Source organism: Thermostichus sp. MS-CIW-30 (assembly GCF_054058015.1).
In genome coordinates, this window is the sequence record NZ_JBSRZW010000001.1 from 126,381 (window position 1) to 150,374 (window position 23,994).

The following is a 23,994-nucleotide window of genomic DNA, read 5'->3' on the forward strand; positions in this document are numbered from 1 at the left end:
TCCTGAGGAATCTGCCGAATGGCAAGCTTTTCCCCACCGCCATCGACACCGGCAGAGCTCAGACATTCAAGAGTTTCTTACGATCGCCAGCCAGACAGATGGGCTAGTATCCGGGTGATGGTTGGATCCGGTACCGCCCATGACCTACCCGCTGCACGTCGCCCTGGTTTGGCACCAACACCAACCCCTCTACAAAAGTCCGGTGGCGGGTAAATATCGCATGCCTTGGGTGCGCCTACACGGGATCAAAGATTACCTGGACTTGGTCTTGCTGCTGGAGCGCTATCCCCGCTTGCACCAAACGGTCAACTTGGTGCCCTCCCTGATTGTGCAAATCGAAGAGTACGTAGCCGGCTCGGCTTTTGATCCTTACCTGGAACTGACCCTATCCCCTGTCGAAAAGCTCGGCCCCGATCAACTGCGCTTTGTGGTCGAGCGTTTTTTCGACAGCCACTACCCCACCATGATCGAGCCCTACCCCCGTTACCGGCAGCTCTACAACCAACGGGAATCTCAGGGGGTGAACTGGTGTCTGCAGTACTGGACTCCGCAGGACTTCAGCGATCTGCTGGCCTGGCACAACCTGTCTTGGTTTGATCCCCTCTTTCAGGAGGATCCTGAGATTGAGGGCTGGATCAAAATGGGATCCGGTTTTACCCTGGCGGATCGGCAGCGGATCTACGCCAAGCAACAACAGATCCTCGGCGCCATCTTGCCCCAGCACGCCAAACTGCAGAGCAGCGGCCAACTGGAACTGACCACCAGCCCCTATACCCACCCCATCTTGCCCCTGTTGGTGAGCGAGCGCTCGGCGCGGGTGGCCCGCCCAGGGTTGCCCTTACCTCGCTACCCCTTTCACTGGGAGCAGGATGTCCACACCCAACTGGAGCGGGCTAAGCAGATCTATCGGGAGCGCTTTGGCCGCGAGCCGCGGGGCCTGTGGCCTTCGGAGCAATCGGTGAGCCCTGCCATTGTGCCGATTGTGCAAGAACAGGGCTTTGATTGGATCATCTCCGACGAAGGGGTTTTGGGGTGGAGCCTGGGCCAGCCTTTTCATCGCGATGGGCAGGGCCACATTCTGGAGCCGGAGAAGCTCTACCGCCCCTACCGCCTGGAAACCGAGCGGGGGGATCTGGCCATCGTCTTTCGGGATCACCGCCTTTCGGATTTGATTGGCTTCAGCTACAGCGCCATGCCCGCCGATGCTGCCGCCAAAGATCTCATTGGCCATCTGGAGAGCATCCGCAACCGCCTGCCCCAGGAGCAGCCCTGGCTGGTGACCATCGCTCTGGATGGGGAAAACTGCTGGGAGTACTACCCCCAAGATGGCCGGCCCTTCTTGGAAAACCTCTATACCCGCCTCAGCCAGCACCCGGCGCTGCGCTTGGTGACGGTCTCCGAGTTTCTGGATCAGTTTCCTCCCACTGAGTTTTTGCCGGCAGAGCAACTTCACAGCGGCTCCTGGATCGAGGCAGATTTCACCACCTGGATTGGGGATCCCGTCAAAAACCGCGCTTGGGAGCTTCTGGCCCAAGCCCGTCAGGTGATTCAGGATCATCCCCGCGCCAATCCCCAAGCCTGGGAGGCCCTCTGGGCCGCCGAGGGATCCGATTGGTTCTGGTGGTTTGGGGCAGGCCACTCCTCCGCCCATGATGCCGTTTTCGACCAGTTGTTTCGGGAGCACCTGCAGGCGCTCTACACTGCTTTGGGAGAGGCGGTGCCGACCGTGCTGCAATTTCCCCTGGAGGATCATGACGGCCTAGGGGATCGCCTGCCGCAGGGGTTTATCCACCCGGCCATCAACGGTCGTCCGGCAGAACGGGAGTGGAGCCAAGCGGGGCGGGTGGAGATTGGAGCGGCCCGAGGCACCATGCACCGCAACAGCGCCGTTCGCCGCCTCTGGTATGGGTTTGATCACTTCAACCTCTATCTGCGGCTGGATTTTAACTCGGTGGTGCAGCGGCCCAGGCAATTGCTGGTGCTGTGGTTCTATCCCAACCGCGTCACCGTCAACAGCCCTATTCCCCTGCAGGGATTGCCGGCAGAAGCCCCTCTCAACTACCACTACCGCCACCTGTTGCGGTTGTCACTGCCGCCTCCCGGCACCGGCCAGCATCCGGCAGAGGTGCAAGCCCAGCTCTTGCAGGCAGGGGAGTACCACACCTGGCACGCCATCGGCCATCAAGTGAAGGCGGTGGTGGATGCCTGTTTGGAGGTGGCCATCCCCTGGACCAATTTGGGCGCCCAGCCGGGTCAGGAGCTGCAATTTGTCATCCTGGCCGCGGATGGCGAGACCTTTCAGGAAGGGATCCCGCCCAAGGCCACCATTGCCCTGCGCAGACCTTGAGCGTGATGACCAGCAGAGCTTCCGGTTATGTTGCGCGATCTCTATCCCCCCATCGAGCCCTACGATCAAGGTTTTCTGGCGGTTTCCTCCCTCCACACCCTGTACTACGAGCAGTGCGGCAACCCGGCAGGCAAGCCGGTGGTGTTTTTGCACGGGGGGCCTGGAGGCGGGATCGATCCCATCTACCGGCAGTATTTCGATCCCAGCCGCTGGCGGGTGGTGCTGTTCGATCAGCGGGGCTGCGGGAAAAGTCGCCCCTATGCCGAGCTGCGGGAGAACACCACCTGGGATCTGGTGGCGGATATCGAGAAGTTGCGCCAGCATCTGGGCATTGAGCGCTGGTTTGTGTTCGGGGGCAGCTGGGGCAGTGCCCTTGCCCTGGCCTATGGGCAAACCCACCCCCAATCCTGCCTAGGGTTTGTCTTGCGGGGCATTTTTCTCTTGCGCCCTTTTGAGCTCCGCTGGTTTTACCAGTCGGGGGCCGGCTACTTTTTCCCCGACGCTTGGGAACATTACCTGGAGCCGATCCCTCCCGAAGAGCGGGATGACCTGCTGGCAGCCTACCACCGCCGCCTCAACGACCCAGATCCCCAGGTACGGCTGAGGGCAGCTCGCGCCTGGTCCGTCTGGGAGGCCAGCACCAGCAAGTTGATCCCCAGCCCAGAGCTCATCGAGCGCTTTGGTCGGGGAGAGTTTGCCGAGGCCTTTGCCCGCATTGAGTGCCATTACTTTGTCCACGGCGGTTTTTTGGATCCGGAGGATCAGCTCCTCAGGGGGGTGGGACGGCTGCGGCATCTGCCGGCGGTGATCGTCCAGGGGCGCTACGACGTGGTGTGCCCGCCCATCTCTGCTTGGGAGCTGCATCAGGCTTGGCCAGAAGCAGAGTTTCGGATGATCCCCGATGCTGGCCATTCCATCACCGAGCCCGGAATCCGCACCGCCCTCCTGGAAGCCACCGATCGCTTTGCCGGTTTGTGAGCCCCGCCGAGCCAGCCCAGTGCTGCCAGGGATCCCAAGACCTTGAAGAATTGCTACAGGAAGGCCGGCAAAACCTTGGGATCCAGCCCAGAAGCACGGCCAAGCCTATCGACAGTTGGCGATTTTGGGTTTATCACTGAGGGAGGGGCGGTGCAAGCTGCCCACACCTGGCTGGTGCATCCACCCAAGTGCTTCGCGGATTCAAGCTCATTTCTACTTCACCGTTTCCAGGGTCGAACCATGCAGAAACCAACCCATCTGTTCAAGCTTGCCCTAGCCCTGCCCATCTCCTTCTTGCTGGCAGATGCAGTTGTGGCCTACCCCTGCGACTCGGTTGGGGGTGAAGCTTACAACCACCACGGCTCCACGGTTCAGGTCAGCAGCGACGCCAACAGCTTCGGGGTCCAGTGGTCGCCTGCCTCCTATGCTGTCGGCAACGGCTTCATTGGAGTTGCCATTGAAACGGTGAACGGCGAGCAAGCCCAGAGCGCCATCAGCCGTCGTCTGTTCGGCCCCGCACTTCGAGTTCAGGGGGTGCAGGTGGTCGGCTTGCTCCAGGATGGTCCTGCTCAACGAGCCGGTCTGGCCCAGGGCGATATTTTGATTGGAGTGGATGGGCAGCGGGTCACCTCCGTGCAACATGTGCAGCAGATCATCCAAAATACCCCGGTAGGCCAATCGGTGCCGATTACCTTCCGCCGTGGTGAGCGGGTGCTGTCAACGGTGGTTGTGGTGGGGGATGGCCGGGTGTTGCGCCCCTTGATGCTGCAGCAGCAGTGAGCCTTGTCGGGATCCCTACCCGGAGACCTCCGTAAATGCCGATGGGAGTTTCAGGATGGGCCGTCTGGGCAGTTTGTGCTCTTAACGGGCTGCTGTTTCTGGCTCTGATCGCCCTTATCCCCATCATTTTGAGCCTGCGCTCGGCTCTTGGGGTCACAGAGCAGGCCATGGCCGATTGGCGAGAAGCAGCTCAACAGGCCTTGGCTCCCACTCCCGCTGAGTTGCTGCGTCTGCGGGATCGTCTGCGCGAGAATCGCCATACCCTTGCCCGCTGGCAACGTCGTTTGCAGTTCTGGCAAGGGATCCGCAGGGTGGCCGTTTGGCTGGGGCGTAGGCTTTGAGGGATATGGATAGCAACTATCCTGTCTCCAATCCCATCCGGTTGCAGGTCATGGCCAACGCTCTGGCGGGGATTGCCGAAGAGATGGGAGCCCGCCTCATCCGCGGTTCTTATTCGGCCAACATCAAGGAGCGGCGGGATTGCTCCACAGCTCTGTTTGACGCGCAAGGGGCTTGCATTGCCCAGGCAGCTCACATCCCGGTGCATTTGGGCGCCCTTTCGCAGGCGGTGCGAGCGGTGGTGGCAGCCAACCCGCGACCCGGAGATGTGTTTCTCCTCAACGATCCCTACCAGGGGGGATCCCATCTGCCAGACGTTACGGTGGTCGCGGCCATTCCCGGCTGGAGGGATCCCGACCGGATTTGCGCCTATGCTGTGAACCGTGCTCATCACGCTGATATTGGAGGGATGCGCCCTGGCTCCATGCCCGCCGACTCCACAGAACTTTGGCAAGAGGGGCTGGTGATCCCGCCGGTACGGCTGGCTGGGCTCTCTCTAGAAGGAGAGTTGTACTGGCAGGAGGATCTGCTGCGCCTAATCCTGGCCAATGTGCGCAATGCCGAGCAGCGGCGGGGGGATCTGCAGGCCCAGGTGGGGGCCAGCGCAGTGGGGATGAGCCGGTTTCGGGAGTTGCTGGCCCGCTTTGGAGAAGAGGAAGCTTGGCAGTTGATCGCAGGGGTCATCGAGTACAGCCGCCGACGGATGCGGGCGCAGATTCAGGCTCTGCCCGATGGGATCTACACGGCTGAGGACTGGTTGGAGGGCTACGGGGATCCGCCCGCGCCCCTTGAGATTCGGGTGCAGGTGGAAGTAGAGGGCAAGAAGCTGCGGGTGGACTTCACCGGCACTGCTCCGGCCATGGCGGGAAACCTGAACGCGCCCCTGGCCGTCACCCGCTCGGCGGTGTTGTTTGCCCTGCGCTGTCTGTTGGATCCCACGGCCCCCAGCAATGTCGGCTTGGAGGATCCCATCGAGATCGTGGCGCCGCCCGGCTGCTTGGTGAATGCCCAGTTTCCGGCAGCAGTGGTGGCGGGCAATGTGGAAACCTCGCAGCGCATTGCCGATGTGGTGTTCAAAGCTCTGGCTCCCGTGGCCGGATTGCGGAGCATCGCTCAGGGGCAGGGCACCATGAACAACTGTGTGCTGGGCAACCGCCACTTCACCTACTACGAAACCCTGGGAGGTGGTCAGGGGGCCAGCCGGCAACGACCGGGTTTGGACGGAGTGCATGTGGGCATGAGCAATACCCTCAACACCCCCATCGAGGCTCTGGAGCTGGAGTATCCCCTGCGGGTACTGCGCTACGAGCTACGCCAGGATTCCGGCGGCCATGGCCAACAGCGGGGCGGCTGGGGGCTAATCCGCTCCATCCAGACTTTGCAGGATTGCACCCTCTCCCTGCTCACCGAGCGGCGCCACTATGCCCCCCAAGGAGAACAGGGAGGCGGGCCAGGCCAAGTGGGGATCAACCTCCTCAACGGGGATCCCTTGCCTGGCAAAATCAGCCGCTCCCTAAAAGCCGGCGACGTGATCACCCTCTACACGCCGGGCGGCGGGGCTTGGGGCTCAAGTGAGGATGAGCAGGCTCCCGAACCCAGGTAGCGCAGGTGGTCAAGAAACAACTGCTCGCAGCGGCGAAGCACCTCATCGCGGCTGGCGAAGTGCTCCAGCCTTTGCACTTCTTGACCTTTCTCAAACAAAATTAGGGTTGGCAAAGAGCGCACCCGATAGCGGCGCGGCAGCCAAAAATTGTCGTCTACATTCACCCGCAGTACTTTGACCGCCCCTCCCCACTCGGCTACGAGACGGTCGGTAATCGGCTGGATGAAGCGACACAGGCCACACCAAGGGGCGCCGAAATCCACCAAAACCAACCCATCACTTGTCAAAAGTTCTTGATTAAAAGCATCTAAAGCAACTTGCAAGGCCATCACTCCCAAACTAAAGAAGTTCTTTGGGATCATGCTACCAGGCAACTTGGCTGGCTGCAGAAACCATTTGGGGATGGAAAGCATAAAGAATCAATACAAAGCTGAATACCCCCAGATAGGCCCAGCGAAAAAACTCTTGGGGGCGCAGTTGCTGTCGCTTCTGCAGAATGGCCAAGCCGGGGATCACGGAGGTGCGCGCCTTGAGATCGCGGAAGGCCTGCCCGTATTTCCTCTCCAGGCGGTGATCCCCGTGCCAAACCGCAAACAGGTGGTAGGCAATGAGCCCAAGCGAGGTCACCACCATAAAGCTGGAGCCAATCCAAAGGGTATGGGCCACACACCAGATCACCTGGCCCACCATTTGCGGATGACGGGTGATGCGGATGATCCCGGTCTCAAACAGGTGGATCTCCGGCTTGCGAATGGCGGCGATCTCCAGCAAGTTGAAGGTGGCCGGATACAAGAAGAAAAAAGAGAGGGCAGACAAAAGAGTAACGGTGGTGCGGATGCCTGGGACGGCTTGGAGATCCCAGAGAATCACCCCGTCGTAGCGGTGGTTGAAAAAATAGATGAGCAACAGCGGTGCCAAACTGAGGCTCACCAGAGCAAAGAAGATGCGGTACAGACGGGATCCCAGCCGGCTTTCCCCCCAGGGTCGCAAGTAGGCCAGTCCGCTGTGAGCACAGGCAAACCCCAAGATCAGGGCTAACATTGTCCAATGGGATCCGTACTGGCCCAGCTTCTGCAGAAAGTCGCTGAAGGGGGTGAACAGCATCTTTTGGGTGACTCCTCTGGTGTTGCTGTGGCTTATGCTTAAAAATAAGTTACATTAGGTTCCCCATGCTCAAAACTTTTTTTCGGCGTCTTGTCAGCCTGCTCCTGTCTGTAGCCCTTTTGCTGGGATCAGGGAGTTCAGTTGCTCAGGCTGCCCGCCTCACCGGCAAGTATTACGAAGACAGCATGACCTTGATCCAAACCCTGCGCACCGTCCTTTCCGAAGGGGATCCCCTGATGAACCCAGAGGAGGCGCGAGCGGAAGCCATGCAGGCCATCCAGGAGTTTTCTGGGCGCTACCACGGCCATCGCTACGACAAGCTGCAGTCTTTTACCACTTTGCGCACGGTGTTTAACACGCTGGCCTCCCAGTACCGCACTTCCAACCGGCCTCTCAACCCCGAAAAGGTGGAGCGGGTGCTGATGCAACTGGATCGGGCGGAATTGGCCTTGCGCCGAGAAGGTTGAGCTTTTTTTAGATTGGATCTCCCCGATCCAAATCACAGGCAAATTTCCCCGCTGCGGCCAGACTGTTCCCAGTCCGCAGAAGCCAGGGTCTTCTCAGGTCTCTTTTTGAATCTGAGAGGAAGGGCGCAGTGCTTTTCTGGAAGTGGAGGAGATTTTTATCTCGATTGAGGATTGGGGAGGTTGTGATGGTCAAAAATCGTTGGGCTTTGATCTCGCTGCTGCTGATGGTTGGAGCTGTTGCTTCTCACCCAGCTTGGCTCCTGTCTCTCCCAGCCCAAGGACAGGTCGTTGGGGCTGTCGAGGAGGGATCCCCAGGCCCCTTTTTTGCAACGGACGGCCTGGCCCTGCGGGGCTATGACCCGGTGGCTTATTTCATCGACGGCAAGCCGGTCAAGGGATCCCCAGAGTATGAATGGGAGTGGGGAGGGGTGACCTGGAGGTTTGCCAGCGCCGAGAATCGGGAGCGGTTTCGCAACAACCCAGAGCGCTTTGCCCCCCAGTACGGCGGGTTTTGTGCCTGGGCCGTGGCCCACAACTACCTTTACCCGGTGGATCCCTTTGCCTGGAAAATCGTCGATGACAAGCTGTACCTGAACGCCAACCGGCGGGTACAGCGCAACTGGGAGCGCGACATCCCCGGCTTGATCAAGAGGGCAGATGCCAACTGGCCAGCTTTGAGAAGCCGATAGGCCCAAGTCCCTCTGGCCTGGGGTTCAATGGGCGAGGCGCAGGGTCACCTTGATGCCAACTCGGTAGGGGCCGCTTTCGCAGAGTTCCAGCTGGCCTCCCATTTCTCTCAGGAGCCGCTCGCTTACCCGCCAGACGGCACAGCCCTCTGTTTGAATGGGCACATGGCATCGCCCCTCAAGGTTCCACCCCAGGCACAGTCGCCCCTCTTCTTCTGCGGTGGGATAGGGGTGCAAAGCCATCGAACCGTAGCGTAGGGTGCGGATGCCCCAGCGACACACTCCCAGCAGCGCCTGCACCAAGCCGTGGGGATCCGCCCAAACGGTGAGGCTGTCGGGGAGAAGGGGCACCTCAAAGGCCGAGGCGGGTTGTAGGGCCGGCCATTCGTAGCGAATGCCCTGATCCTGGGCCTGTAGGCGAGTTAGGCTGTACACATCCTGCAGGAGGGGGCGTAGTCGGGTCGGTTCCGGTCGCAGAGGTTGGATGGGCAGGTCATGGCGAGCCAGGCGGGTGTATTCCTCAAGCAGCTTGATCAGGCGCTCTACCGCCTCTTTGGCACTTTGAAGGTATTCCCGCTCCTCTTCGGGGGAATCACACAGATCTGACAGCACCAACTGCAGGGATCCCATCTGGCTGCTGAGGGGATTGCGCAGCTCATGGCCGATGCTGACGAGCAACTCTTGTTGAAAGGCCCGCATCACCTCAGAGCGTTCAAAAGCAAATTGCCAATCCACAGCCTCTTGCTTGTCGGCAGAGGCAGCCTGCTGGGGGAGTGGATCGGGTTTGGCTGCAGGCAAGGGTTTCCTCAAGAGGTGCTCCGAAGGAAAGACGGGGGATCCCGTCGAGGTTCAGATCCTTGGGTTTGGATCTTTGAGTTTTGGACAGCGAGGACTACGTCCCGCTGAGGCAATCGGGCTGCGGCAATACCCTGTCTTATGGGATCCTACCCTTTTCTATCCGACGAAGTGGGCGCTGACCACCCGTTCAACCCCGGCCAGATCTCGGTGAACTTGGATCTGCCGATAACAGCCCCTATCTCGCAACTGCTCCGCCACCCAAGGGGCTTGGCCTCGCATCACTTCCACCGCCCAAAAGGAGTTCGGGGCCAAGTAATCCGGTGCTGCTTGAATCAACAGTCGCAAGTGGGCTAGGCCGTCTTCTCCCCCATCCAGAGCCTGTCGCGGCTCGTGCAGTCGCACCTCTGGCATGAGCGAGGCCAGCTCGGCAGAGGGAATGTAGGGAGGGTTGGAAACCAGGCCGCGCAGCTGCCCCCGCCAGGGATCCAAGGGCACAAACCAGGATCCCAGCAGCAAGTTCACCCGCTCCTGCAGATGGTGGGCTGCCACATTGTCTGCTGCAATAGCCAAGGCCTCTGGGCTAGAATCCACGGCCAGAAGCCGCAACTGGGGGTGCTGATGGGCCAACGCAATGGCAATCGCCCCGCTGCCTGTACCCAGGTCGGCAAAACAGGATCCCGGCGGCAGAGGATTGGCCTGTAGCCAAAGGGAAGCCTGCTCCACCAGCAGCTCGGTCTCCGGGCGCGGGATCAGCACCGCCGGCGTCACCCGCAAGCTCAAGCCCGCCCACTCAACTTTGCCCAACAGATACTGTAGGGGGATGCGCTCTTCCACCCTTTGCCGCCAAAGGGTCTGCACCTCCTCCAGGGGATCCCCCTCCCCAGCCGGAGCGCGACCCATCAACCGCTCCAATGGCCCCCACCCCAGCCGTTCCCTGAGCAAAATCTCCACTTCCTCGGCAGGGATCCCAGCCGCTTTTGCCGCCCTCAGGGCTTGGGCACGCCACTCTGCTAACCGCTTCACCAGAGCAGACGGGGATCCCATCAGGGGCTTAGGTTAACGCTGAGGCTGGGGACTTGCAGAAGGATTGGCAGGCCGGGCCAGGGATTGGATATACTCCAGCGCCGAGCGAGAGGGGATAAAGGCAATTTTCTGCACATCGGCCTGCGCGTCGGGGGCCAGCATACGCTCTACCACAATGGCCAGCGAGGTCACTTCAATCTGGGTTTTCCCAACCACATCCGGGTTCTGCGCCGCCGCCCGATCCAAGGCCCTCCGCAAATCGTTGCGGTCGAAGAAGAAGGGCACCACCTCATGGCCATCCTGCTCGATGGTCAGCAGCCCCTCTCCGGAGCGGCCATAGAACAGAGGCACACCAATCGCTTCTGCAGGCACATCTTGACCGGTTTCCTTCAGCACCTGCTTGGCTGCCTCCACATCAGAAGCCCGAGGCACCACCTCAAAATACAGATCGCTGTTCTTGGCGCGCTCCTCTTCCGATTTTTCGTAGGCATACCCCAGCGAGAGAGGCACTACCCGGGCTTGACTGGCTATCTCGGGGTTGCTGGCTTTCACCTGCTCCAACACTTGCTGGGCTTGGGCTTGATCCAGCCAGAAGGAAACCACTTGGATGGTGCGGCCATCTCGCTCCACATTGGCGACAACGGGGGTGCCGTTCTGAGACACGATGGCAAAAACAGGCACCAGATTCAGCCGCTCCGCCACCTCTTGCCGGCTCATGGGGCCTGCGGCTGCCTGAGCCAGTAGGGCATTCTCCTGAGCCCAAACAGGAGTCACAGCCAAACCCCCCCAAGCTGTTCCGATCAGGATCCCGGCTACGCCGCCCACCTGAGCTGCACAGCGGCAGAGGGAGCGCACAGGCGATACTACATTACAGTGCATCATTCTCATCTCAACTCCCGGCATCGCGCCTTGTTCTGGTTGCTATGGGGTCAGCTTCCTAAGTACTAACCAACAGCCTGGGGCAAATCAAAAGCTGCCTAGATTAAACCCGCTCAACAGGGCTTAGGCTAGCGATGCGGCACACTCTCAGCCTTAGGATCCCGGTTAGCCATCGCTGACAACACCCCGGCACACCTATCTTGAAGAGCGCTCTTGGGCCACCCTAGAAGCCAAGGCTAGAACATCTGCTCGACCTCTGTCGAGGGGCAAAGCCCCTATTTTGGGTGGGGATCCCGCATCACCCAATACTATATACGGAGTCGCATACAACTGATCCACGCTAGATGCAGATCCCTCCGAGGGTTGTGTACCCAGCTCTCCCATAAAACGCTGCCTATTCCAGCCTTGTTCGGCGGTGTCCTGATGTAGCCGCGCAAACGTGGCAGCTGCTGTTAACTTTTGTTAAGGTAGGGGTGCGAACCCACAGCTGTAGGGAGCATTGAGTCATGGCTAAGATCTTCACCGCTGAATTCAACCAATTTGAGACCATCAACGCTACTCAGGCCTGGTCTTTGTTTTTCACCATCAGCGCTTCCGATCGGCTGCTGGGTGACAACCCGGCTGTTGGCCGCTACCTAACGTTGGCTTTGTTCAGCGCCGTCCTCACCGGGATCCTGAATGTGCTGGTGGCTTCTTAGCTTATGGGGGTGTGGGGGTAGCTAAGCCCCGTACTGTACGTAGGGTCAGTGCCGGGATACAGATACCCCCACATGGTGTATGATGGGAGCAGTTGCACAAAACGGCTTTTGCCGGAATCTGGTGCGACTACGCGGTGGGACATCCCGTGTCTGCTCGCTGAGGGTTCTTGCGAAAGCTCCCCGATGAAGCGAGAACCCCACCCTGTACCCGTAGGGTCAGCGATGGGAGTATGTCACCTAGACCCTTTGCGGACGGAACGAGTTTTTTGTTAAGAGGCCGCCGGCAGAGGCAGCTTGACCTGAGACAAGGGGATCCTGCTCTCAGGTTTTTTGATTTTGAATGGGAAAGGATCCCTTGTTCTCTTTGTGGGGCTGTCTTCCGATGAAAGCTGCTGGGATAGATTTCGCGGAAACGGATCACTTTGAGGCGCCGCCTCTGACCACCAAGTTGCCCCTGCTGCTGGCCCCGGCGGGGGATTGGGAGTGTGCCAAGGCGGCAGTGGAAAACGGAGCCGATGCCATTTACTTTGGGCTGGAGCGCTTCAACGCCCGGATGCGCGCCCGCAACTTTACGGAAGCGGATTTGCCGGAACTGATGGCCTGGCTGCACCGGCGGGGGGTACGGGGCTATGTTACTTTGAATACTCTGGTTTTTCCAAGGGAGCTGACGGAAGCCGAGGGATACATCCGCTCGATGATTGCGGCGGGGGTGGATGCGGTGATTGTGCAGGATATCGGCATAGCCCGCCTGATCCGGCATCTTTCCCCCGATTTCCCCATCCATGCTTCCACGCAAATGACCATCACCAGTGGAGTGGGAGCGGAGTTTGCCGCTGAGCTGGGCTGTGAGGTGGTGGTGCTGGCGCGGGAATGTTCGCTGCGGGAAATCGCCCAGATCCAGGCCTATCTGCAAGAGAAGGGATCCTCCCTATCTCTGGAGGTCTTTGTGCATGGGGCGTTGTGCGTGGCCTACTCGGGGCAATGTCTGACCAGCGAGGCGCTGGGGGGGCGTTCGGCCAATCGGGGGGAATGTGCCCAAGCCTGCCGCATGCCCTATGAGCTGGTGGTAGACGGGATCCGCCGCGACTTGGGGGAGAAGCGGTATCTGCTCAGCCCTCAAGATTTGGCCGGGCTGGAGGTGCTGCCGGAGCTGGTGAAGCTGGGGATCCGCTGTCTGAAAATTGAGGGCCGGCTGAAATCCCCAGAATATGTAGCCAATGTAACGCGGGTGTATCGGCAGGCCTTGGATGCGCTGGGGGTGGGACAGCCGTGGCAGCCCTCGCAACAGGAACGCTACGAGCTGGAGATGAGCTTTTCTCGTGGGCTCTACACAGGCTGGCTGCGGGGCATCAACAACCAGGAGCTGGTGCACGCGCGGTTTGGCAAGAAACGGGGGGTTTACCTGGGGCAAGTGGTGGGGATCCAACAGGATCAGGTGGGGATCCGGCTGGAGGCACCCCTCAAAGCTGGGGACGGCGTGGTGTTTGACCAGGGGCAGCCGGAGTTGCCGGAGCAGGGGGGGCGAGTTTACCGGGTGCAAGAGAAGCAGGGGCTGGCCTGGATCAGCTTTGGAGAGGGGGCCATTGACCTCAAACGTCTGCGGGTGGGGGATCGCCTCTGGAAGACCAGCGACCCGGAACTGGAAAAGCGCCTGCGCCAAAGCTACGCCGGGGATCACCCCCGCTTTCAGCGGCCTGTCCACATGGAGGTTCACGGCCAAGTGGGATCCCCGCTGACGCTGATCCTGCGGGATGAGCAAGGCCATACGGTGCAGGTGGATTCGCCGCTGCCCCTGGAAGCTGCCCACCGCCAACCCCTCACCACCGAAAAACTGCGACAGCAACTGGGCCGTTTGGGCTCCACTCCCTTCAAGTTGGGATCCCTGCACAATGCCTTGCAGGGGGAGGTAATGCTGCCGGTGAGCCTGCTCAACCAGATGCGCCGACAAGCGGTGGAACGCCTACAAGCTCTGCGAGCTCAGCCCCCGCGCTGGCAACTCAATCCCGAAGCTCGCTGGCAAGATCTGGTGCCTTCTCAGGAGGAGCCCGAAAGGGGATCCCCGCAGTTGGTGGTGTTGGTGCGGGATCCGGCGCAACTGCCGGCGGCGATAGCCAGCGGTATCCGGCAGATCTATCTGGAGTTTGAGGATCCCCGCCGCTATCGGGAGGTGATCCGCACAACCAAAGCCGCCCATCCCGAGGTGGAACTGTGGGTCGCTCCGCCCCGCATCACCAAGCCAGGAGAAACCTGGATCCTAAAGCAAGTGTTGGCCGCTGGGGCCGATGGCTACTTGGTGAGAAATTACGACCATCTCCGTTTTTTTGCCGGGCAGCGCTGCATTGGGGATTTTTCCTTGAATGTGGCCAATCCCATCACGGCCCACTATCTCAAAACCCGTTACAACCTGGAGCGCCTGACGGCTTCCTATGACCTCAACCACGAGCAACTGGGATCCCTGCTGCAAGCCGGCCCCGCCCATAGGTATGAGGTTACCCTTCATCAACATATGCCCCTGTTCCACATGGAGCACTGCGTCTTTTGCGCCTTTTTATCCAGCGGAACGGATTACACCAATTGTGGTCGCCCATGTGAAAAACACGAGGTGAAGCTGAGGGACAGGGCCAATGTCGAGCACATTTTGAAGGCCGATGCCGGCTGTCGGAATACCCTCTACAACGGCAAGGCCCAAACGGGGGCAGAATATGTGCCGAAATTATTGGCCTTGGGCCTGCGCTATCTGCGCATCGAATTTTTGCATGAATCCCCCGCCGAGATCCAACAAACCCTGCACCGCTATCAGCAACTCCTACAAGGTCAACTCAGCGGATCCCAACTGTGGCAGGAGCTGAAGCTACACAGCCAATTGGGGGTTACGCGCGGGTCTTTGGAGAGTTAACGGCTGCGCTGTCTTTCTCTAAAGTTGGCGTAAAATTTCCTCAGGGTATTGTTATTCCCAGGTGCTTCCCCAACCTCTTCTCAGCTTTTTCTCTATCCTCTGGTTGCCGTGAAACACACCCTCAGCGCCCTCGTGCAGGATCAGCCTGGCGTTTTAACCCGCATTGCGGGGATGTTTGCCCGTCGCGGCTTTAACATCGACAGCCTCACCGTTGGCCCCACCGAACGACCGGGGATCTCTCGCATCACCATGGTGGTGCAGGGAGATGAACACGATGTGGAGCAGATGACGAAGCAGCTCTACAAGCTCATCGACGTGCTGAAAGTTACCGATATCACCCATGTTCCCTGCGTGGAACGGGAGCTGATGCTGGTCAAGGTCAATGCCAGCCCCGATACCCGCTCCGCCATTATGGATGTGGCCCAAATGTTTCGCGCCCGGATTGTGGATGTGGCGGAGGAGTCTTTGACTCTCGAGGTAACCGGGGATCCCGGCAAAATGGTGGCCATCATCAAGATGTTGACCAGCTTTGGCATCCGTGAGATCGCCCGTACCGGCCTGGTGGCTCTCACCCGCGAGTCCGGCGTGAATACGGAATACCTGAAGCAACACCCCACCTTAGTTACCGTCTGATGGCCTCAGGGGAAGCGATGCCAAAACTGGGGTGGAGTTGTAGGGGATCGGTTCTGCGGGGCACGATTAGCCTTGTGGCTATTGTGCTGGTGGGGCTGCTGGCCGGCTGCGGCCCTAGACCGCCAAAGCCGATTGTGCAGCAGGCCCTCGCCTATCAGATCGCTCATTTGTCCGGGCCGGTGGGATCCTTGGTGGGCAGTGACCAGCTAGCAGCCCGCCTGCAATTGCAGGATGTGAAAATCCGCCAGGATCGCCGTGAACCCTTGCTGTTGGCCTCAGGAGAAACCCTGGAAGGCCATCACCTCAGCGGCACCTACACCCTGAGCGTGCAGCCGCCGGGATCCCGCCGCCCCTATCGCCGCAAAGGGGATCCCTTCCAGCTCACCCTGGCCCACCAAAAGGCACAAACTGTTGCTACACAACGCTCGCCCGACCGCGTCAAAACCGTGCCCGAACGGTGGCTGCTGGCCTACAGCTCACCGGATTCCAAGACTTGGGAGGTCATCGACTTTCTGCCTCAGCCCGCACCGGCACCGGAGTTGCCTCCTGCCGGGCCAGAACCTACACTGCCGGCAACTGCACCTGCTGCCGCCGACGTTGGCAGGACGGAGTCCGATGGAGCTCCCAGCCCTACCAATACTTCTACTCCCACCTGAAGCAGAGTTATGGGGATGTCCCAGCTCACCGCAGCAGAGCTGCCCCCCAGCCAAATAGCCCATCCACCAACAGGGTATTCAGCACTGCTCCCGCAAATGCCCAATGGTGCAAGCGGCGGGATCCCTGGACTCTCCACAATCCAACACCCAGCAACAGAAGGCCCAAGCCGATGCCCCAACCCAGGCCCCAGGGGGTAGCCATTTTGTCGAGGGCCGCCCTAAAAGGGACAACCGCCTGCTCCAACCGGTCAAACTGCATCGCCTGCCGCCACTCAGGCAGCAGCCCCACCGAGTGAATGTAGAGATCTGTAACCGCCGTACCCCACAGGGAGCCGAGATAAAACCAGGTACCGATGCGGGCAAACCGTCGCCGTGTCCCCCACCAGACAATCGGGATCCCCAAGGCTTCCATGGGCATGTGCCAAAGAGGCTCAAAGCGCAGCCATCCCCAATACAGGGATCCTGCCAGCCAAGTCAGGGTAAAGCCGTACAGCAAATCTCCCCACAGGCGGGTACGGGACTGGGAGTAGAGATGCAAGCTAAGGCCCAGCCAGCCCAAAGACATCACCAAGCTGACCCAAGGGGCATACCGCACCAGGGGCGCTTGCACAAAAACGGGCAGACTCACGAGCAGAGCTGCCACTCCCCCAATGGCATGGTGGGATCGAAAACGCCTTTGAGCCGAGAGAGGGCGGGGATCCAGCCCGGCCAAACGCTCAGAGGACAGCAGAGGCTCATCTTGGAGAGGGGGTAAAAAAGGTGTAGAAGACAAAATGCAATATTAAAAACCTTTACATCAGTTAACATAGCACCTTCTTTGCCCTTCCCTCTTCTCCCCAGCAGGAGCGGGGAAGCCTTGGGGGCCTGGCATTCTCTCTCCAGAGATGTCAGGGTGGGAAGGAGGTGCTGGCCGGAGGAAACTGTATGGACTTGTTGTTGGCAGGAGACATCGGGGGCACCAAAACCAGCCTCAGCCTTGTCAATGCCGAGGATCCCGAGCACAGCCTTTACCACTGCCGCTATGCCAGCCAAGATTACGCCAACCTCGCCCCAATGGTGGGAGAGTTTCTGGCCCAGGCTCGGCGGGAGCTGGGGCGAGATCCACAGCCTGCTGCCGCCTGTTTTGCAGTGGCCGGCCCCGTCATGGAAACAAGGGGCTCAGGGTCTGAGGGACAGACTGCCAAAGTGACCAACTTGCCCTGGGATCTGCAGTCGAGCCAATTGGCCGCAGAGCTGGGGATCCCGCGCGTAGCCTTGATCAACGACTTCAGCGCTGTGGGGTATGGCGTGCTTGCCCTCGGCGACCAGGATCTGGACACCTTGCAAGTGGGTGAGCGTCAACCGCGGGCTCCGATTGGCGTGATGGGAGCAGGCACGGGTTTGGGGCAGGCTTACCTTACCTGGGGAGAAGGGGGTTACCAAGTTCATGCCAGCGAGGGCGGTCACGTGGACTTTTCCCCGCGCACCCCTCTGGAGTGGGAGCTCTTGAGGTATTTGCAAAAACGGCACGGACGTGTCTCCACCGAGCGGGTGGTCTCGGGGCAGGGGATCGTTGCCATTTATCAATTTTTGCGGGATAGCCAGTGGGGCTCAGGAGAAGAACAGCTGCTGGCCCAAATTGAGGCTTGGGAAAAGGGAGCTAAGCATATTGACCCGGCAGCCCAAATTGCCAATGCTGCCATGGAAGCACGGGATCCTCTGGCGGTGGAGTGTCTGCGGCTTTTCATCAGCCTGTACGGGGCTGCAGTCGGGAACTTTGCCCTACACCTATTGCCGCGCGGGGGCCTGTTCATCGCTGGGGGGATCGCGCCCAAGCTCTTGCGCCTGTTGCACGAAGGGGAGTTTTTGTCCTCGTTTTTGGACAAAGGGCGGATGCGTCCTCTCCTGGAGCAACTGTCGGTGCAGGTGGTGGTGAACGCGCAGGTGGGGCTGAGGGGAGCTGCTCGCTACGCCGCCAACCTTTTGTGAAGGAGCAGCCGCTGCTGTTGAGGTTGCCACCCCGGCCCAGCAGGCGATCGCAGCAATCCCAATGGGTGCTGGAAAATCTCGCCCAGCTGCCCTTTGCCGGGATCCTAGACTTCTTCCTTGAGCCAGCAGATGGGGCAAGATGGGATTGCGCCTTTGCTGGGCTGGCCCCATACCGGAAAGCACTCCGCCTGGGGCTGCGCTATCCAACCGACAATGATTGCCACCACGCAGAGGGACTTCATAGAAACTTCATGGTTGATCCGATGAATCCAATCTTTTGGGCTTTGGGCATAGCTGTGCTGCTGGCCGTAGGCTTGGCAGCCTATCTGTTGACTGCTCGCAAATACGAGTCTCCCGCTTCCGTGGCCAAGTCTTACGACGAGTGGACTCGGGATGGGATCCTAGAGTTTTACTGGGGCGAACACATTCACCTAGGCCACTACGGCTCTCCTCCCCAACGAAAAAATTTTCTGCAGGCCAAGCACGACTTTGTCCACGAGATGGTGCGCTGGGGCGGGTTGGATCGACTGCCTGCAGGGACAACCGTGTTGGATGTGGGCTGCGGCATTGGTGGGAGCTGCCGCATCTTGGCCCGCGACTACGGCTTTGTTGTAACCGGTATCACCATCAGTCCTCAGCAGGTGAAGCGGGCACAGGAGCTGACCCCCCCCGATCTCAAAGTTGAATTTCGGGTGGCCGACGCCCTTGATCTGCCCTTCCCCGATGCCAGCTTCGATGTGGTGTGGTCCATTGAGGCAGGGCCCCACATGCCGGACAAGGCCCGCTATGCCCAAGAGATGCTGCGGGTGTTGAAGCCAGGGGGAATCCTGGTGGTGGCCGACTGGAACCAGCGGGACGACCGGCAAAAGCCCCTGAACTTTTGGGAGCGGCTGGTGATGCGGCAACTGTTGGATCAATGGTCACACCCTTCCTTCTCCAGCATCGAAGGCTTTGCCGAGCAGTTGGAGGCTACCGGGCTGGTGGCAGGACGAGTGGAAACCGCCGATTGGACTCAGGAGACCCTTCCCTCTTGGCTGGATTCCATCTGGCAGGGCATTGTCCGTCCCGAAGGGTTGCTGAAGTTTGGCTTGGTGGGCCTGATTAAGTCGCTACGGGAGGTGCCCACTTTCTTGCTCATGCGCCTGGCTTTCGGCACAGGGCTGTGTCGCTTTGGCATGTTCCGGGCCGTGCGAGCCGCCACGTCGGCAGACTCCACCCGCACAGAAGTGGTTGCCCACAGCAGCCAATAGGAGAATAAGAGAGATGACAACTCTTGCTCCCACTCCGGATACTTTGGCAGCCCTCTACGACGTGATTATCGTCGGCGGAGGCATCGCGGGCTTAACCCTAGCTTGTGCCCTGCGGGGATCCGGCCTGCGGTTGGCCCTCATTGAGGCCCAGTCGGCTGAGGCAGTCAAACAGCGCCCCCTGGCCTATGCCCTTTCGCCGCTGTCAATCCGCATCTTCCGGGCCGTCGGGGTGTGGGAGGCGCTGGCTCCCCACATTACGCCCTTTGCTCAGGTGATTTTAACCGACGCCAACGCTCCCCAGCGGGTGACGTTTAGACCGGAGGATGTGGGGGAAGCGGCAGTTTTCTACTGTGGCGAGCATGCCTGGCTGCAGCAGGCGCTCCAGGAGCAGGTGGCTGCCGATCCCAAAATTAGCTGCTACTACGAAGCCAAGGTGGAGAGCGTAACCTATGGGAAGGCTGCAGCCGAGGTAGAGCTGGAAACGGCCCAGGGGCGTCGCCAACTGCGGGCCTCCCTGGTGGTCGCCGCCGACGGCCTGCGCTCCCAGGTGCGGCAGTGGGCAGGGATCCCTAGCGACGGCTGGGACTATTGGCAGTCCTGCATCACCGCCTTGGTGGCCCCTTCCCAAGACCACCAAAACATTGCCTACGAGCGCTTCTGGCCTGCCGGCCCCTTCGCCATCTTGCCCCTGCCCGGCAACCGCTGTCAGGTGGTCTGGATCATGCCCCACGAGCAGGCCAAAGCCACCCTGGCCCTTCCTCAGGCCGACTTCTTGGCCGAGATGCAGCGCTACTACGGCGGTCAGAGCGGCCAGCTCACTTTGCTGAACCGGCCCCAGGTTTTCCCGGCTCGCCTACGGCAAAGCCGCCGCTACTATCAGCATCGTCTTGCCTTGGTGGGAGATGCCGCCCACCACTGCCATCCGGTGGCTGGCCAAGGGCTCAACCTCGGCATCCGCGACGCCGCTGCCCTGGCCCAGGTGCTCCTAGACGCCTGGAGACGGCATGAGGATCTGGGAGATGTCAAAGTCCTGCGCCGCTACGGTCGCCGTCGCCGCTGGGAAAACTGGGTGGTGCTGCTCTTCACGGATCTGCTCACCCGCACTTTCTCCAACTCCTACTGGCCCGTAGTGGTTATGCGGCGGTGGATCCTGAGAGGGATGATGGCCTTCCCCCCCCTGCGGTGCTTGCTGCTGTGCTTGATGACGGGACTTTGGGGGAGCTGATACATTTACGCTGAACACTGCTGAACATCACTGTTCAACTATGCAGCGATAGCATTCTGTTTGTTTCCAACCAGAATGGCGGTATCCCGCAAAGCTTTGAGTAGAATACCCAAAGCGCAGTTTCCGTGTCGTCTTACTACCAATTTTCTGCTTTGCTTTGGCTACCATGTTGGCAGACTCGAAAGTAAACAGTAAAGATCAACTGGTAGTAATCCGTACTGAACATATTATACATTATTTTCAGTATAGTTGAGCTTATTATTGACTAGAGTCATGCTCTCCCTACAGTCCCAGCTCCTCCTTGGCCTTCTGAGCGGCCAGGAGCACCTCCGCATCCTCAGCCTGAGACCAGTCAGGATCGGCAATTTCGGCGTAGAACCGCTGGTCGTAGGGGCGGGTTTGCACCACCACCGGCATGGGCACGGCATGGCCCAGAATTAGGGCTTGCTGTTTGGAGTCCAACTTGGCCAGCACCGTTTTCAAGTTCTGGCTGCCCGCCACCCCTGTGAACACCGCCTCGATATCTTGGTCGTCGTTGAGGAGTGCCGTAATGCGAGTGCCCAACTGCGACATCACTTCGCTGTCGATGCGGGAAGGGCGCTGATCCACCACCAGCAGCGTGACAAAGTACTTGCGCATCTCGCGGGCAATGGTGCCGAAGATGGTCTGCTTGGCCGCCCGCGGATTTAGAAAGCGGTGGGCCTCCTCGATGGTGATGCACAGTTGACGGGGCCGGTCGAGGGGATTTTTGGATTGCAAGTACCGCTCCGTCTGATGTACGTAGGCCTGGTGAATGCGGCGGGTGATGACGTTGGCCGCCAACATGTAGGAAAGCAAGTTGGACTGGGATCCAAACTCGATAACCACGTGAATGCCGCGGCTGAGGGCATCCAAAATCTGGCCGATGTAGTTGTGGGGCAGGGTGCTGCGGATGTACTTGAGGTTGTCAAGGCGGGTGAGCTTGCGCTGCAGGGCCATCATCGAGGCTTTGTTGCCCATTTTCTGTTCGCAAAACTCTTGAATCTCGGTGTTGGAAAGGCTCAAGAGGCGGCTGATCCAGTCGCGGCCAAACTCGTTGCGCAGGATAATGGCGTTTTCCAGGCTGGCTTCCGATAGGTTCAGCTCCTCTGCCAACAGGGCCAGATCCTCCACCTCGATCTGGTTGTAGGCGATGAAGAGCTCCTGCGCATCCCGCACCCCTCGCCGCCGGGTGGAATCGGGATCCAGGGTATAGATCTGTACCTGACCGGGAAAGAGCTGCCGCAAGCCTTTCACAGTAGTGGCGTGCTTGTCTTCGCTGGCCGCCTCCCAGCCGTACTCGGAGTGCATGTCAAAGATCAGGTTCACCGCCGCCCGTTTGCGGATGATACCGGCCAGGATCAGGCGGGCCAGAAAGGACTTGCCGGTGCCCGATTTGCCGAAAATGCCGTTGCTGCGCTCCACCCAGCGATCCAAGTCCAAACAGATGGGCACAGCCATGTCGAGGGGCTGGCCGATAGCAAAGTTGCGCCGCTCCGGGTCGTCTTCCCAGCCGAAGACGGTGCGAAAGTCCAGTTCCCGTGCCTCATACACTTGCGAAAAATGGGCGGGCACTGTTTTCACGGGCAGCAGCTCCATGGCGCCAGCGGAAGGGGGTTCTTGGCCGAGGGGAGCTGCCAACGCTTCTGGCCGTTCGGGATTGACCAGGGGATATAGCCTTTCCCCTTCCGTTTGCCGCGGCACCAACATCAGCATCGGAGTGAGGGCAATAATGCCGTAGGTGCCGGTACCGGCCAGCACCTCCTGCAGCAAGGTCTCTTCCGGGCGGGGGGGATTGACCAGAATTTGGGGGTTGCTGGTTTCTAGGGTAACGTCAGTAAGCAGGCCAAAGAAGCGGTTGCGCTGCCCCTGGATCACCACGAATTTGCCCACCCGCAAGTCTTCTACCGAGACACCGGGATTGAGGCGAGCTTCCAGCCCTCGACTCAGGGATCCCTGAATCACGGTGGCCAAAGGTTGAGGAGGGGTCATGGCAGTGGGGGTTGGGTTCCAGATGCCTTATTCAGTTGCCCATCTGTAAGCGGGCGCTGGTGCGGGGGGCGCCATCCTGCACAATCCAGGTGCGGACGATCTCCACTTCCTCGGGTGTCCAAAAACCTAGACGGGACAGGGGCAGCCCGCGGGCTTGAATGTAGGCAATCTCAGGGGATCCGCCGCGAGCTTGGGGGCGGTTGAGCTGAACTCTAGTCTCGACTGAATGCAGTGTACATTATATATATTCAGTATGCCCCAATTTGTAGCTCCAAAGGGAACAGCAATAGGTTTAGTGCTGAACTAGAGGTCGTACTTTGTTATTAGGATTCAAAACGGAGTTAAGACTGAATAACAAGCAAAGGACACTGGCGGCGCAGCACGCTGGGGTTGCTCGGCACGCTTACAACTGGGGACTGGAGCTTTGTAAGCAAGCTGTGGCAGAGAAGCGGAAGATTCCCACGGCAGTTGATCTGCACAAGAAACTTGTAGCCGAGGTGAAGAGGGCTAATCCTTGGTACTATCAGGTTTCTAAGTGTGCCCCGCAGGAAGCTCTTAGGAATCTGGAGAGAGCAATTAAGAGGTGGCGTGCTGGGAAGTCTAGATTTCCAGTATTCAAGAAGAAGGGGAAGCTGGACAGCTTTTACCTAGAAGGTGGGATTAGAATTTCCGGCAACAAAATCAAGGTTCCGATTTTCGGCTGGTTAGCTTGTTACGAGGTCTTGCCTGCGGTTGTGCCCAAGAATGTTGTTATCAGCCGGCGGGCCCACCGTTGGTTTATTTCCTTCAAGTATGAGGCGCCTGAGCCAGGGGAGCTGGAGAAGGAAGGGGACGTTGTTGGGGTTGACCTAGGAGTTAACAATCTAGCCACGTGTTCTGACGGGGGGACTTTTGGCAACCCCAAGCCCTATTGTAAGGCTAGGAAGCGGCTGAGGAGGTTGCAAAGGCGGTTGTCCAGGAAAGTTAAGGGGTCGCAAAACCGGCGGAAGGCAGTTAAGAAGGTGGCAAGACTCCACAAGAGAGTAGTTGATATTCGTCGGGACAACCTACACAAGCTTACTACCTATCTAGCTAAGAGGTATCGGGTGGTAGTTATAGAGGACCTGAACGTCTCGGGGATGCTCAAGAACCACAAGTTAGCTAGTAGTCTAGCCGAGTGTAGTTTCTATGAGTTCAGGCGACAGCTAGAGTATAAAGCTAGGCTCTACAGCTGTCAGGTGGTAGTGGCGGATAGGTTTTATCCGTCCAGCCAGCTGTGTTCTTGTTGCCAGCATAAACAGCAGATGCCGCTGCACCAGCGGGTGTTTCGTTGTGAGAGTTGCGGTTTAGAGAAAGACCGGGATCTCAACGCAGCGATTAACTTGGTGGGGTGGTATTTTGAGGTGTATTTACCCTCAACTACCCCCAGCTTGGGGGGAAGTCACGCCTGTGGAGATCCCGCTGCCGGGGTTGGGTTGCAAGCCCAGCTAGGCAAGGGTCGTAGAAGCAGGAAGAAAGCATCAACGCTGGTCGAAAGTCCACTTTTGTCCAATGTTGTTTAAGTCTTTCGGAGCGGTTAATGGCGTTGAGGATGTAGGCGTGGCGGCTCGTCCACCGGGGATTGATCAACTCGCTATTGGGATCCCCGGGCCTGACATAGGCCATCGTGGCCTCA

The 23,994-nt window shown here is 59.5% G+C and carries 22 protein-coding genes; 15 read left to right on the forward strand and 7 right to left on the reverse strand.

The window, feature by feature from the left end; all coding sequences use genetic code 11:
* Positions 1–139: 139 nt before the first annotated feature.
* The 5 genes from ACVWXW_RS00620 (at position 140) to ACVWXW_RS00640 (ending at position 6,047) form a co-directional block, all read left to right on the forward strand.
* Complete coding sequence (locus ACVWXW_RS00620; protein ID WP_457402171.1) at positions 140–2,347, forward strand: glycoside hydrolase; 2,208 nt, start codon at positions 140–142, stop codon at positions 2,345–2,347.
* Positions 2,348–2,374: 27 nt separating this feature from the next.
* Positions 2,375–3,325, forward strand: a complete 951-nt coding sequence (gene pip / locus ACVWXW_RS00625; RefSeq protein WP_457402173.1) for a prolyl aminopeptidase — start codon at positions 2,375–2,377, stop codon at positions 3,323–3,325.
* A gap of 240 nt (positions 3,326–3,565) precedes the next feature.
* Complete coding sequence (locus ACVWXW_RS00630) at positions 3,566–4,105, forward strand: PDZ domain-containing protein (protein ID WP_457402175.1); 540 nt, start codon at positions 3,566–3,568, stop codon at positions 4,103–4,105.
* A 35-nt stretch (positions 4,106–4,140) separates the two neighbouring features.
* On the forward strand, positions 4,141–4,446 hold the full coding sequence (locus ACVWXW_RS00635) for a hypothetical protein (RefSeq protein WP_457402176.1): 306 nt from the start codon (positions 4,141–4,143) through the stop codon (positions 4,444–4,446).
* Between the two features lie 5 nt (positions 4,447–4,451).
* Positions 4,452–6,047 carry a hydantoinase B/oxoprolinase family protein gene (locus ACVWXW_RS00640; protein ID WP_457402178.1) on the forward strand — a complete coding sequence of 532 codons (1,596 nt, stop codon included), beginning with the start codon at positions 4,452–4,454 and terminating at the stop codon, positions 6,045–6,047.
* Here ACVWXW_RS00640 and ACVWXW_RS00645 read toward each other — a convergent pair.
* Together ACVWXW_RS00645 and ACVWXW_RS00650 are read right to left on the reverse strand one after the other, a co-directional pair.
* Positions 5,984–6,376, reverse strand: a complete 393-nt coding sequence (locus ACVWXW_RS00645; protein WP_457402179.1) for a thioredoxin family protein — start codon at positions 6,374–6,376, stop codon at positions 5,984–5,986. The two genes, ACVWXW_RS00640 and ACVWXW_RS00645, sit on opposite strands and share 64 nt — an antisense overlap.
* A gap of 34 nt (positions 6,377–6,410) precedes the next feature.
* Positions 6,411–7,151 (reverse strand): NnrU family protein, encoded by a 741-nt coding sequence (locus ACVWXW_RS00650; protein ID WP_457402180.1) that lies wholly within the window; start codon positions 7,149–7,151, stop codon positions 6,411–6,413.
* A 65-nt stretch (positions 7,152–7,216) separates the two neighbouring features.
* Between ACVWXW_RS00650 and psb27 the strand changes: the two genes are divergently transcribed.
* Positions 7,217–7,618: a photosystem II protein Psb27 gene (gene psb27 / locus ACVWXW_RS00655; RefSeq protein ID WP_414329352.1), complete on the forward strand. Its 402-nt coding sequence runs from the start codon at positions 7,217–7,219 to the stop codon at positions 7,616–7,618.
* Between the two features lie 185 nt (positions 7,619–7,803).
* On the forward strand, positions 7,804–8,307 hold the full coding sequence (locus ACVWXW_RS00660) for a YHS domain-containing (seleno)protein (protein WP_457402182.1): 504 nt from the start codon (positions 7,804–7,806) through the stop codon (positions 8,305–8,307).
* A 24-nt stretch (positions 8,308–8,331) separates the two neighbouring features.
* On the opposite strand, the gene ACVWXW_RS00665 is transcribed toward ACVWXW_RS00660, so the two are convergent.
* From ACVWXW_RS00665 to ACVWXW_RS00675, 3 genes are all read right to left on the reverse strand, one after another.
* Entirely contained in the window at positions 8,332–9,102 is a 771-nt protein-coding gene (locus tag ACVWXW_RS00665) for a sensor histidine kinase (protein ID WP_457402184.1), read from the reverse strand.
* Between the two features lie 156 nt (positions 9,103–9,258).
* Entirely contained in the window at positions 9,259–10,146 is an 888-nt protein-coding gene (prmC, locus tag ACVWXW_RS00670) for a peptide chain release factor N(5)-glutamine methyltransferase (protein ID WP_457402186.1), read from the reverse strand.
* Between the two features lie 12 nt (positions 10,147–10,158).
* Positions 10,159–11,007 (reverse strand): Tic22 family protein, encoded by an 849-nt coding sequence (locus tag ACVWXW_RS00675; RefSeq protein ID WP_457402187.1) that lies wholly within the window; start codon positions 11,005–11,007, stop codon positions 10,159–10,161.
* A gap of 503 nt (positions 11,008–11,510) precedes the next feature.
* Here ACVWXW_RS00675 and ACVWXW_RS00680 point away from each other — a divergent pair.
* From ACVWXW_RS00680 to ACVWXW_RS00695, 4 genes are all read left to right on the forward strand, one after another.
* On the forward strand, positions 11,511–11,702 hold the full coding sequence (locus ACVWXW_RS00680; RefSeq protein WP_011432601.1) for a hypothetical protein: 192 nt from the start codon (positions 11,511–11,513) through the stop codon (positions 11,700–11,702).
* Between the two features lie 382 nt (positions 11,703–12,084).
* On the forward strand, positions 12,085–14,598 hold the full coding sequence (locus ACVWXW_RS00685) for a DUF3656 domain-containing U32 family peptidase (RefSeq protein ID WP_457402189.1): 2,514 nt from the start codon (positions 12,085–12,087) through the stop codon (positions 14,596–14,598).
* A gap of 108 nt (positions 14,599–14,706) precedes the next feature.
* Entirely contained in the window at positions 14,707–15,231 is a 525-nt protein-coding gene (ilvN, locus tag ACVWXW_RS00690) for an acetolactate synthase small subunit (RefSeq protein ID WP_011432604.1), read from the forward strand.
* A gap of 74 nt (positions 15,232–15,305) precedes the next feature.
* Positions 15,306–15,887: a hypothetical protein gene (locus ACVWXW_RS00695; RefSeq protein WP_457402191.1), complete on the forward strand. Its 582-nt coding sequence runs from the start codon at positions 15,306–15,308 to the stop codon at positions 15,885–15,887.
* A 25-nt stretch (positions 15,888–15,912) separates the two neighbouring features.
* Here the strand turns inward: ACVWXW_RS00695 and ACVWXW_RS00700 are convergent, their stop codons facing one another.
* The gene (locus tag ACVWXW_RS00700) at positions 15,913–16,659 is read right to left on the reverse strand and encodes a DUF3120 domain-containing protein (protein WP_457402192.1); all 747 of its coding nucleotides are present in this window, start codon (positions 16,657–16,659) and stop codon (positions 15,913–15,915) included.
* A 152-nt stretch (positions 16,660–16,811) separates the two neighbouring features.
* Between ACVWXW_RS00700 and ACVWXW_RS00705 the strand changes: the two genes are divergently transcribed.
* The 3 genes from ACVWXW_RS00705 (at position 16,812) to ACVWXW_RS00715 (ending at position 20,330) form a co-directional block, all read left to right on the forward strand.
* Complete coding sequence (locus tag ACVWXW_RS00705) at positions 16,812–17,855, forward strand: glucokinase (protein WP_414418479.1); 1,044 nt, start codon at positions 16,812–16,814, stop codon at positions 17,853–17,855.
* A 263-nt stretch (positions 17,856–18,118) separates the two neighbouring features.
* On the forward strand, positions 18,119–19,105 hold the full coding sequence (locus ACVWXW_RS00710) for a methyltransferase domain-containing protein (RefSeq protein ID WP_457395811.1): 987 nt from the start codon (positions 18,119–18,121) through the stop codon (positions 19,103–19,105).
* Between the two features lie 13 nt (positions 19,106–19,118).
* Positions 19,119–20,330, forward strand: coding sequence for an FAD-dependent hydroxylase (locus ACVWXW_RS00715; RefSeq protein WP_457385481.1), 1,212 nt, complete (start codon positions 19,119–19,121; stop codon positions 20,328–20,330).
* Positions 20,331–20,612: 282 nt separating this feature from the next.
* Here the strand turns inward: ACVWXW_RS00715 and ACVWXW_RS00720 are convergent, their stop codons facing one another.
* Positions 20,613–22,340 carry a helicase HerA domain-containing protein gene (locus ACVWXW_RS00720; RefSeq protein ID WP_457402195.1) on the reverse strand — a complete coding sequence of 576 codons (1,728 nt, stop codon included), beginning with the start codon at positions 22,338–22,340 and terminating at the stop codon, positions 20,613–20,615.
* Positions 22,341–22,657: 317 nt separating this feature from the next.
* On the opposite strand from ACVWXW_RS00720, the gene ACVWXW_RS00725 reads away from it, so the two are divergent.
* Positions 22,658–23,881, forward strand: a complete 1,224-nt coding sequence (locus ACVWXW_RS00725) for an RNA-guided endonuclease InsQ/TnpB family protein (RefSeq protein WP_457402198.1) — start codon at positions 22,658–22,660, stop codon at positions 23,879–23,881.
* Positions 23,882–23,994: the final 113 nt, after the last annotated feature.

What these genes read in the sequence shown, in the direction of transcription:
- ACVWXW_RS00620 (WP_457402171.1), top strand. Translation starts at nt 140, where the DNA reads ATGACCTACCCGCTGCACGTCGCCCTGGTTTGGCACCAACACCAACCC.
- ACVWXW_RS00660 (WP_457402182.1), top strand. Translation starts at nt 7,804, where the DNA reads ATGGTCAAAAATCGTTGGGCTTTGATCTCGCTGCTGCTGATGGTTGGA.
- ACVWXW_RS00715 (WP_457385481.1), top strand. Translation starts at nt 19,119, where the DNA reads ATGACAACTCTTGCTCCCACTCCGGATACTTTGGCAGCCCTCTACGAC.
- ACVWXW_RS00685 (WP_457402189.1), top strand. Translation starts at nt 12,085, where the DNA reads ATGAAAGCTGCTGGGATAGATTTCGCGGAAACGGATCACTTTGAGGCG.
- ACVWXW_RS00710 (WP_457395811.1), top strand. Translation starts at nt 18,119, where the DNA reads ATGAATCCAATCTTTTGGGCTTTGGGCATAGCTGTGCTGCTGGCCGTA.
- ACVWXW_RS00640 (WP_457402178.1), top strand. Translation starts at nt 4,452, where the DNA reads ATGGATAGCAACTATCCTGTCTCCAATCCCATCCGGTTGCAGGTCATG.
- ACVWXW_RS00635 (WP_457402176.1), top strand. Translation starts at nt 4,141, where the DNA reads ATGCCGATGGGAGTTTCAGGATGGGCCGTCTGGGCAGTTTGTGCTCTT.
- ACVWXW_RS00675 (WP_457402187.1), bottom strand. Translation starts at nt 11,007, where the DNA reads ATGATGCACTGTAATGTAGTATCGCCTGTGCGCTCCCTCTGCCGCTGT.
- ACVWXW_RS00720 (WP_457402195.1), bottom strand. Translation starts at nt 22,340, where the DNA reads ATGACCCCTCCTCAACCTTTGGCCACCGTGATTCAGGGATCCCTGAGT.
- ACVWXW_RS00630 (WP_457402175.1), top strand. Translation starts at nt 3,566, where the DNA reads ATGCAGAAACCAACCCATCTGTTCAAGCTTGCCCTAGCCCTGCCCATC.
- ACVWXW_RS00645 (WP_457402179.1), bottom strand. Translation starts at nt 6,376, where the DNA reads ATGGCCTTGCAAGTTGCTTTAGATGCTTTTAATCAAGAACTTTTGACA.
- pip (WP_457402173.1), top strand. Translation starts at nt 2,375, where the DNA reads ATGTTGCGCGATCTCTATCCCCCCATCGAGCCCTACGATCAAGGTTTT.
- ACVWXW_RS00705 (WP_414418479.1), top strand. Translation starts at nt 16,812, where the DNA reads ATGGACTTGTTGTTGGCAGGAGACATCGGGGGCACCAAAACCAGCCTC.
- ACVWXW_RS00650 (WP_457402180.1), bottom strand. Translation starts at nt 7,151, where the DNA reads ATGCTGTTCACCCCCTTCAGCGACTTTCTGCAGAAGCTGGGCCAGTAC.
- ACVWXW_RS00680 (WP_011432601.1), top strand. Translation starts at nt 11,511, where the DNA reads ATGGCTAAGATCTTCACCGCTGAATTCAACCAATTTGAGACCATCAAC.
- psb27 (WP_414329352.1), top strand. Translation starts at nt 7,217, where the DNA reads ATGCTCAAAACTTTTTTTCGGCGTCTTGTCAGCCTGCTCCTGTCTGTA.
- prmC (WP_457402186.1), bottom strand. Translation starts at nt 10,146, where the DNA reads ATGGGATCCCCGTCTGCTCTGGTGAAGCGGTTAGCAGAGTGGCGTGCC.